A 7,275-nucleotide genomic window follows, 5' to 3' on the forward strand; every position below is an offset into this window, starting at 1 on the left:
GGATCTCTCTTCCTTCCCCCTTGCGGGGAGGGGCAGGGGTGGGGGTCGGAAAATCAAGCGCCAACCCGTCAAGTCTCGTTGTGATTGATCTATCAACGAAATATCCGGCACGCTTGACCCGGTCGTACCACCCCCACCCTCGATCCCTCCCCGCAAGGGGGAGGGAAGGAGCGTCGAGCTTTCTTCACAGCTCCAGCGTCACCGTCACCGGCACGTGGTCCGAGGGGCGCTCCCAGCCGCGGGTTTCGCGGGTCACGTCCATGGCGCGCAACGACCCGGCGAGGTCGCCCGACAGCCAGATGTGGTCGAGCCGGCGGCCCTTGTTGGCGGCGGCCCAATCCGGCGAGCGGTAGCTCCACCACGAATAGATCTTTTCGGGCTCCGGCCGCAGATGACGCATGGCGTCGATCCAGCCGGCCTCCCCGCGCAGGGCTTCGAGCGCCGACGTCTCGACCGGCGTGTGGCTGACCACGTCGAGCAATTGCTTGTGGCTCCAGACGTCGTTCTCCAACGGCGCCACATTGAGATCGCCCACCAGAATGGCCGGCGCACCGGTCGGTTTCGAGCGGCCGCCCCAGGCGCGGAGCTCATCCATGAACTGCAGCTTGTGCTTGAACTTCTCGTTGAGGTCGGGATTCGGGATATCGCCGCCGGCCGGCACGTAGAAATTATGGATCGTGATGCCGGACGCGCCCTTGGCCTCGGTTAGCGTGACCGTGATGTGGCGGGCATCAGCCCGGCCGCACATTTCCATCACGCTGGTGGTCGAAAACGGATAGCGCGACAGGATCGCGACGCCGTTATAGCCCTTCTGACCCATATGGACGACGAAGGGATAACCGAACGATTGCAGCGCTTTAAGCGGAAAAACGTCGTTCGGGCACTTGGTCTCCTGGAGGCACAGGACATCGGGGCGATGTTCCGCGAGGAAACGGCCGACCTGCTCGATGCGCAGGCGGACGGAATTGATGTTCCAGGTCGAGACGGTGAGTTTCACGGGGGAGATCCTGTCGGCGGGAGGGTCTCCGGCTACGACAGATTCGCACGCGAGGGAAGAGCATGACCTCTCCCTCTCCCGTCGGGAGAGGGCTGGGGTGAGGGGTTACGCGGCCCTCGTTCCGACCGGAGCCTGCAAATAGTTGCGCGAAGCGATTTCGGTCGCTCCCCTCACCCTGACCCTCTCCCCAAGGGAGAGGGGAATCATCTACCGGCTGCTGCCGATCGTCGGTGCGTTGGGGATGCGGAAGAGGCCCTGGTCGATGCGTTTGCCGCGATCCGTCTTGTTGAGCGTCACCACGGTCTGGAACCCTTGCGGGTCGACGATCCGCCACTGCGTCAGGTTCTGCACCTCCGGATCGAAATAGAGCGTGATGCGCGAGGTGCCGCCGAGGGTCGAGGTATCTTCCAGATTGAGGCGCACGGAATTGGCCTCGCTGGTAATCCCCGTGATGGCGATATCGCCACCGAGATTGACCCGTTCGCGCAGCAGGAATTTCAGCGGCGTCTGCTGGATGAAATACATGTCCTGCGTCAGCAGCTTCTTGTCGCGCACGGCAACCGAGGTACCGTCGGCGATCACTTCGAGGGTCGCCGGCGGGTCGTATTCGAACCGGATCTTGCCGGGGCGCTGAAGATAGAGGGTCCCGCCAAGGCGGCGGCCATCGCCGCCCACCTGGGTAAAATCGGCCACCAGGGTTGAAAGCCCGGTGAAATAGGCATTGGCCCGATCGACGATGTCGCGGTTCGACAGTTGCTGCACCTTCGCCAGCGCGGTCGGACCGGCTGCTGCCGTGACGGCCGGCTTTTGCGTGGCGGGCGCGTCCCCTTTGCCATCGGCCCATTCAGCCTGCTTGGGCACGGCTACCGGCTTGAGCGAGGCCTCGCGCACGGGCTGCGGCGGCAGCGGGGGGGAGGTAGGCAGAGCGTCCTCCATATCCCGCATCATCGCTGCCTCGCTGGCGCTTTCCGATACGGTCGGCACGGGACGGGACGCGGCGGGCCGGAAGGTGGCGGTCGGCAAGGGAGCGGCCGAGAGATTGAAGCCCTCGGCAATCGACGCGATGGTGGCCGGCGCCAGCGCCGCCTTCGGCGGCTGAAAAAGATCAGTCGGCACCGCCTGAGCACCGGCCGCGGACGTGCCTGCGCCGACAAGGGCGAGGATTGTCGTGACGGTGGCGAGGCTCGTAAGGCGCATTTCGGCGGGGTCTCCGGCAAAGTCGTGCGTGTCGGTTAGTGGCGTCGGCGGCACTTCTACCACTTCATGTGGCTAATCGATGACCCAGTGCCAAGGCTTGGTATTTAAGGCTTGGCGTTTAAGGCTTGGCGTCTTGCGGCCGCCGGCGTCAATCGCCACAGCGGGGCTGGAGTTCCCTCGATGCCCGGTCAATCCTCCTCGGCGCTCTCGATCAGGATCTCGCGCTTGCCCGCGTGATTGGCGGCGCCCACGATGCCTTCCTTCTCCATGCGTTCCATCAGCGACGCGGCACGGTTATACCCGATCTGCAGGCGGCGCTGGATGTAGGAGGTCGACGCTTTCTTGTCGCGCAGGATCACCGCGATCGCCTGATCGTAGAGATCGCCCGAGGGGGCGCCGAAATCGCCCTGATCGAACACCGCCGGATCGGAGCCGGCCTCTTCTTCCTCCGACGTGACGGCGTCGAGATATTGCGGCCGGGCCTGACGCTTGAGATGCGCCACCACCTTCTCGACCTCCTCGTCGGAGCAGAACGGGCCATGCACGCGGGTGATGCGGCCGCCGCCCGCCATGTAGAGCATGTCGCCCTGGCCGAGCAGCTGTTCGGCGCCCATCTCGCCCAGGATGGTGCGGCTGTCGATCTTCGAGGTGACCTGGAACGAGATCCGGGTCGGGAAATTCGCCTTGATGGTGCCGGTGATGACGTCGACCGACGGGCGCTGGGTCGCCAGCACCACGTGGATGCCGGCGGCGCGCGCCATCTGCGCCAGGCGCTGGATCGCGCCCTCGATCTCCTTGCCGGCGACCATCATCAGGTCGGCCATCTCGTCGACGATCACAACGATGTACGGCAAAGGCTCGAGATCCATGATCTCGTCCTCGTACACCGCCTGGCCGGTTTCCTTTTCGAACCCGGTCTGGACCGTGCGCGTGATGGTTTCGCCCTTCGCCTTCGCTTCCGAGACGCGCACGTTGAAGCCGTCGATGCTGCGCACGCCGAGCTTCGACATCTTCTTGTAGCGGTCCTCCATCTCGCGCACCGCCCATTTCAGCGCCACCACGGCCTTCTTGGGGTCGGTGACGACGGGCGTCAGCAGGTGCGGAATGCCGTCATAGACCGACAATTCGAGCATCTTGGGATCGACCATGATCAGGCGGCACTCTTCGGGTTTCAGCCGGTAGAGCAGCGACAGGATCATGGTGTTGATGGCGACCGACTTGCCCGAGCCGGTGGTGCCGGCCACCAGCAGGTGCGGCATGCGCGCGAGGTCGGCGATGACCGGCTCGCCGCCGATGGTCTTGCCGAGGCACAGCGCCAGCTTCTGCTTGGTGTTCTCGAAGTCCTGGCTCGCCAGCAGCTCGCGCAAAAAGACCGTCTCGCGCTTGTGGTTCGGCAATTCGATGCCGATGGCGTTGCGGCCCTGGACCACGGCGACGCGGGCGGAGATCGCGCTCATGGAGCGGGCGATGTCGTCCGCAAGCGAAATCACCCGGGAGGATTTGGTGCCGGGTGCGGGTTCGAGCTCGTAGAGCGTCACCACGGGGCCGGGGCGCACGTTGATGATCTCGCCCTTGACGCCGAAATCCTCCAGCGTGCCCTCCAGCAGGGCAGCGTTCTGCTCCAGCGCATCGGCGGAGACGATCGGCCCGACCTGCTTTTTTGGTTCTGCCAGAAGGGTCAGGGCCGGGAGCTGGTAGAGGCCCTCGTCGAGAAGCGAAGGCTGCGCTTCGCGCGCCATGCGCTTGCCGGCTTTCGGCGCGGCCGGAATCGGCGCGACGCGAGCGGGGGCGGGTTCGGCACGCTGCCGCAGGGTCGACGGCACGCTTTCCATATTGTCCCAGGGCTCGTCGTCCTCGTCATGCAACGGCGCCGCATGAGGGGCCGTTCGCGGGCGCGGCACGCCCTCGTCGAGACGCGGCTCACGCCGATCCCAGCCGATTTCGGGCGAAAGCCGCCTCGAACCCGCCGGCGCGGTCGCAAAATCGTCCTCGTCGTCGCCACGGCGGGATTCGGCGAAGCGTCGGGCGGCGCTGCGCAGGCTCATAAGGCCGTGGGCAAGGGCGCCCAGCGACACGATCCCCCAGCCGGGCTCATCCGGCGTGGTGTCGTCCGCCTCGTCCCAATCGGCGATCTGCTTGGCTTTCCGCTTCGGCGCGAGGTTGTCGTCGAAATCCTCCGCCACGTCCCGGTGCGGCTCGTCGGACAGGCCGAGGCCGCAGGCGGCGCTCAGGGTCAGGATCGCCACGACCGCGAAGAGAATGCCCAACACGGCACTGGCGGACCCGCTCGCCATGCCGGTCAGTGCGCGGGCGGCGGCGAGAATCGCGTCCCCCACCACACCGCCGAGACCGCTCGGCAGAGGCCAGCGGTCGGTCGCCGGCATGGCGCTGGCGAGCGCCGTCGCGGCGCCCGCGCCGATGATCCAGAGCGCGATCCGCAACTGGCGGCGGCCGAGTTCGCCCGATTTCATCAACCGCCAGCCCCAGACAGCGAGCGGCAGCAACGCCGCGATGGAGCCGAGGCCGACGATCTGCATCGCCAGATCGGCCACGATGGCCCCCGGCCAGCCAAGAAGATTGCGGATCGGCGAATCCGTCGCGTTGTTGAGGCTCGGATCGTCCACCGACCAGGTGGCAAGCGACGCCGCCACGAGACCGGCCACGGCCAGGAGAGACAGGCCGATCAATTCCTGGGCGCGGCGAGCCACAAAGGCCCGCAAGGCGCTGGCGAGGCCATCGTAGGACGAGGAGGAACGGCGGGCGGTGCGCATGACGGGACCGGACGGAATCGAGAATTCTGACCCCCACCCTAGCGCCGCCTAAGTTAAGGGTCCTTTAACCCTAAGCACAGCGCGTCGATATTGACGCGCGGGAGCAGCGGGACCATGGTCCGGCCCATGACGGGCACGGCGATCATCACCGGTTGGAAGCGCACCGCGCTTGCGGGAATGCTCGCCTATGCGCTCGCCCTGCAGGGCGTGCTGCTGGCGCTCGGCGGCGCGATGCACGTGCAGGCCGCGACCCTGCCGGAGACGGTTCTCTGCCTGTCGGACGGTCAGGGCGGATCGCCGCATCAGCCGGGCCAGACCGATCATGCTTTGTGCTGCATCCTGAGCTGCGGAGTTTCGGTGGCGTCCGCGGGACCGGTTCCGGTCACCGCTTCGCTTCAGCCGCTTCAGCCGCGTCAGCCGCTTCCGATCGATCTCCGCCCCACTGTTGGCGCGTCCCCTCGCGCCATCGCCCTGAACGTCCTGCCTGTCGGTTCGCGCGCGCCGCCGCGCCTCGGTTGAGTCCTTGAAGACTGCGATCGATCAACCGAACCACAGGACTGCCTATCATGAAGCTCCCCTTCGCCTCCGGCGCGCTCGTTGCGACCGGACTTTTCGTCCTTTGCGCCCCCGCTTTCGCCCATGTGTCCTTCGAGACCGCGCAGGCGACGCAGAACGCAACCTACAAGGCGGTGCTGCGCATCCCCCATGGCTGCGCGGGGGAGCCCACGCTCAAGGTCAGCGTGCGGATTCCCGACGGCGTCATCGATGTGAAGCCGATGCCGAAATCCGGCTGGACCCTCGACACCGTCAGGGCAGCTTACGCGAAGCCGTATTCCCTCCGAGGGACGCCTGTCACTGAAGGCGTCCGCGAGATCGTCTGGTCGGGATCGCTTGCGGACGATCACTTCGACGAATTCGTGTTCCAGGCGCGGGTGACCGACGCCGTCCCGGCCGGCACCGATCTCGCCTTTCCGGTGGTGCAGACCTGTGCCAACGGCACGGAGGCCTGGACCGAGATCGCGGCGGCCGGACAGGACGCGCACGCGCTGAAGAACCCGGCACCGACGGTTCGCATCGCGGCGCGCGAATCGGCGCCAAAAACTTTCACGGTCGGCGCGATCACAATCGAACAACCGTGGTCGCGGGCGACGCCTGCCGGCGCCAAGGTCGGCGGCGGCTATCTGCGCGTCACCAATGCGGGCAAAGAGCCGGATCGCCTCATCGGCGGCACCTTCCCGCTCGCCTCACGGGTCGAGCTGCACGAAATGTCGATGACCGACAATGTGATGCGCATGAAGCAGCTTCCCGGCGGCCTCGAGATCAAGCCCGGCGAGACCGTGGAGTTGAAGCCCGGCGGCTATCATTTCATGTTCTTGGAGCTTCGCGACGGCCTTCGCGATGGCCAGACGATCAAGGGCACGCTGGCCTTCGAGAAGGCGGGGCCGGTCGAGGTCGAATATGTCGTCCGGGCGATGACCGGTCAGGGCGCCGGCGCCCATCAGCACCATTGATCTGGCAGGAGACCGCACATGTTTCTCAAACGATCGCTGCTGCTGCCGCTGAGTATTTTTCTCGTCGCGGCCCTGATGCTTCTCGGGACGATCATCTATCTCGCACCGGTGACGAAGACGACCGCTCGCGTGCCGATCGGCGGGCCTTTCGAACTCACGACGCATGAGGGCAAGAGGTTCTCGAGCGAGAGCCTGAAAGGAAAACCGTTCGCGGTGTTCTTCGGCTTCACCCATTGTCCGGAAGTCTGCCCGACGACGCTCTTCGATCTGACGCAGGATCTCGAGTCGCTGGGTGCGGATGCGGCGAAATTGAACGTGGTGTTCATCACCGTCGATCCGGAACGCGACACGCCGGAGCTGATGAAGACCTACCTGTCGTCCTTCAATCCGCGCATCGTCGGATTGACCGGCACCGAGAAGGAAATCGCCGCCACCGCCAAGGAGTACAAGATCTATTACAAGAAGGTTCCGACCGATTCCGACTACACCATGGATCACACCGCGACGATCTTTCTGATGGACCGCAAGGGCGACTTCTTCGGCACGTCGAACTTCCAGGAATCGCAGGAGACCCGCCGCGAGAAGCTGAAGCGGCTGGTGAGCGAGGGGTAGAGTCGGAATCCGGTCCGGATGGCGCTGTGAAATCGGGCTCGACGCGGCTTCCCTCCCCCTTGCGGGGAGGGATTGAGGGTGGGGGTCGAAAAGTCGGATCGCCGACAGTTTGAGTTCGCGAGCGCCGTCGATATCAGCGAAATTTCGTGACCGAGGCACCCAGTCGCCCGACCCCCACCCCTAGCCC

The 7,275-nt window shown here is 65.6% G+C and carries 6 protein-coding genes; 3 read left to right on the forward strand and 3 right to left on the reverse strand.

Going from position 1 to position 7,275, the window contains the following annotated elements; genetic code table 11:
• Positions 1-184: 184 nt before the first annotated feature.
• The 3 genes from xth to FEZ63_RS06435 form a co-directional block, all read right to left on the reverse strand.
• A complete protein-coding gene (xth, locus tag FEZ63_RS06425) occupies positions 185-997 on the reverse strand; it encodes an exodeoxyribonuclease III (RefSeq protein ID WP_150942820.1) in 813 nt (270 codons plus the stop codon).
• 207 nt (positions 998-1,204) lie between these two features.
• A complete protein-coding gene (locus tag FEZ63_RS06430) occupies positions 1,205-2,194 on the reverse strand; it encodes an outer-membrane lipoprotein carrier protein LolA (RefSeq protein ID WP_150942821.1) in 990 nt (329 codons plus the stop codon).
• Between the two features lie 188 nt (positions 2,195-2,382).
• The gene (locus tag FEZ63_RS06435; protein ID WP_150942822.1) at positions 2,383-4,965 is read right to left on the reverse strand and encodes a DNA translocase FtsK; all 2,583 of its coding nucleotides are present in this window, start codon (positions 4,963-4,965) and stop codon (positions 2,383-2,385) included.
• A gap of 114 nt (positions 4,966-5,079) precedes the next feature.
• On the opposite strand from FEZ63_RS06435, the gene FEZ63_RS06440 reads away from it, so the two are divergent.
• The 3 genes from FEZ63_RS06440 to FEZ63_RS06450 are packed head-to-tail and all read left to right on the forward strand — an operon-like array spanning position 5,080 to position 7,088.
• Entirely contained in the window at positions 5,080-5,484 is a 405-nt protein-coding gene (locus FEZ63_RS06440; RefSeq protein ID WP_150942823.1) for a hypothetical protein, read from the forward strand.
• A gap of 47 nt (positions 5,485-5,531) precedes the next feature.
• Complete coding sequence (locus FEZ63_RS06445) at positions 5,532-6,476, forward strand: DUF1775 domain-containing protein (protein WP_150942824.1); 945 nt, start codon at positions 5,532-5,534, stop codon at positions 6,474-6,476.
• Positions 6,477-6,494: 18 nt separating this feature from the next.
• Positions 6,495-7,088 carry an SCO family protein gene (locus FEZ63_RS06450; protein WP_150942825.1) on the forward strand — a complete coding sequence of 198 codons (594 nt, stop codon included), beginning with the start codon at positions 6,495-6,497 and terminating at the stop codon, positions 7,086-7,088.
• Positions 7,089-7,275 lie beyond the last annotated feature (187 nt).

Source organism: Microvirga brassicacearum (assembly GCF_008757455.1).
Classification (GTDB): domain Bacteria; phylum Pseudomonadota; class Alphaproteobacteria; order Rhizobiales; family Beijerinckiaceae; genus Microvirga; species Microvirga brassicacearum.

Coding starts and splice junctions, on each gene's coding strand:
- FEZ63_RS06430 (WP_150942821.1), bottom strand. CDS start 2,194: ATGCGCCTTACGAGCCTCGCCACCGTCACGACAATCCTCGCCCTTGTC.
- FEZ63_RS06450 (WP_150942825.1), top strand. CDS start 6,495: ATGTTTCTCAAACGATCGCTGCTGCTGCCGCTGAGTATTTTTCTCGTC.
- FEZ63_RS06440 (WP_150942823.1), top strand. CDS start 5,080: ATGGTCCGGCCCATGACGGGCACGGCGATCATCACCGGTTGGAAGCGC.
- FEZ63_RS06445 (WP_150942824.1), top strand. CDS start 5,532: ATGAAGCTCCCCTTCGCCTCCGGCGCGCTCGTTGCGACCGGACTTTTC.
- FEZ63_RS06435 (WP_150942822.1), bottom strand. CDS start 4,965: ATGCGCACCGCCCGCCGTTCCTCCTCGTCCTACGATGGCCTCGCCAGC.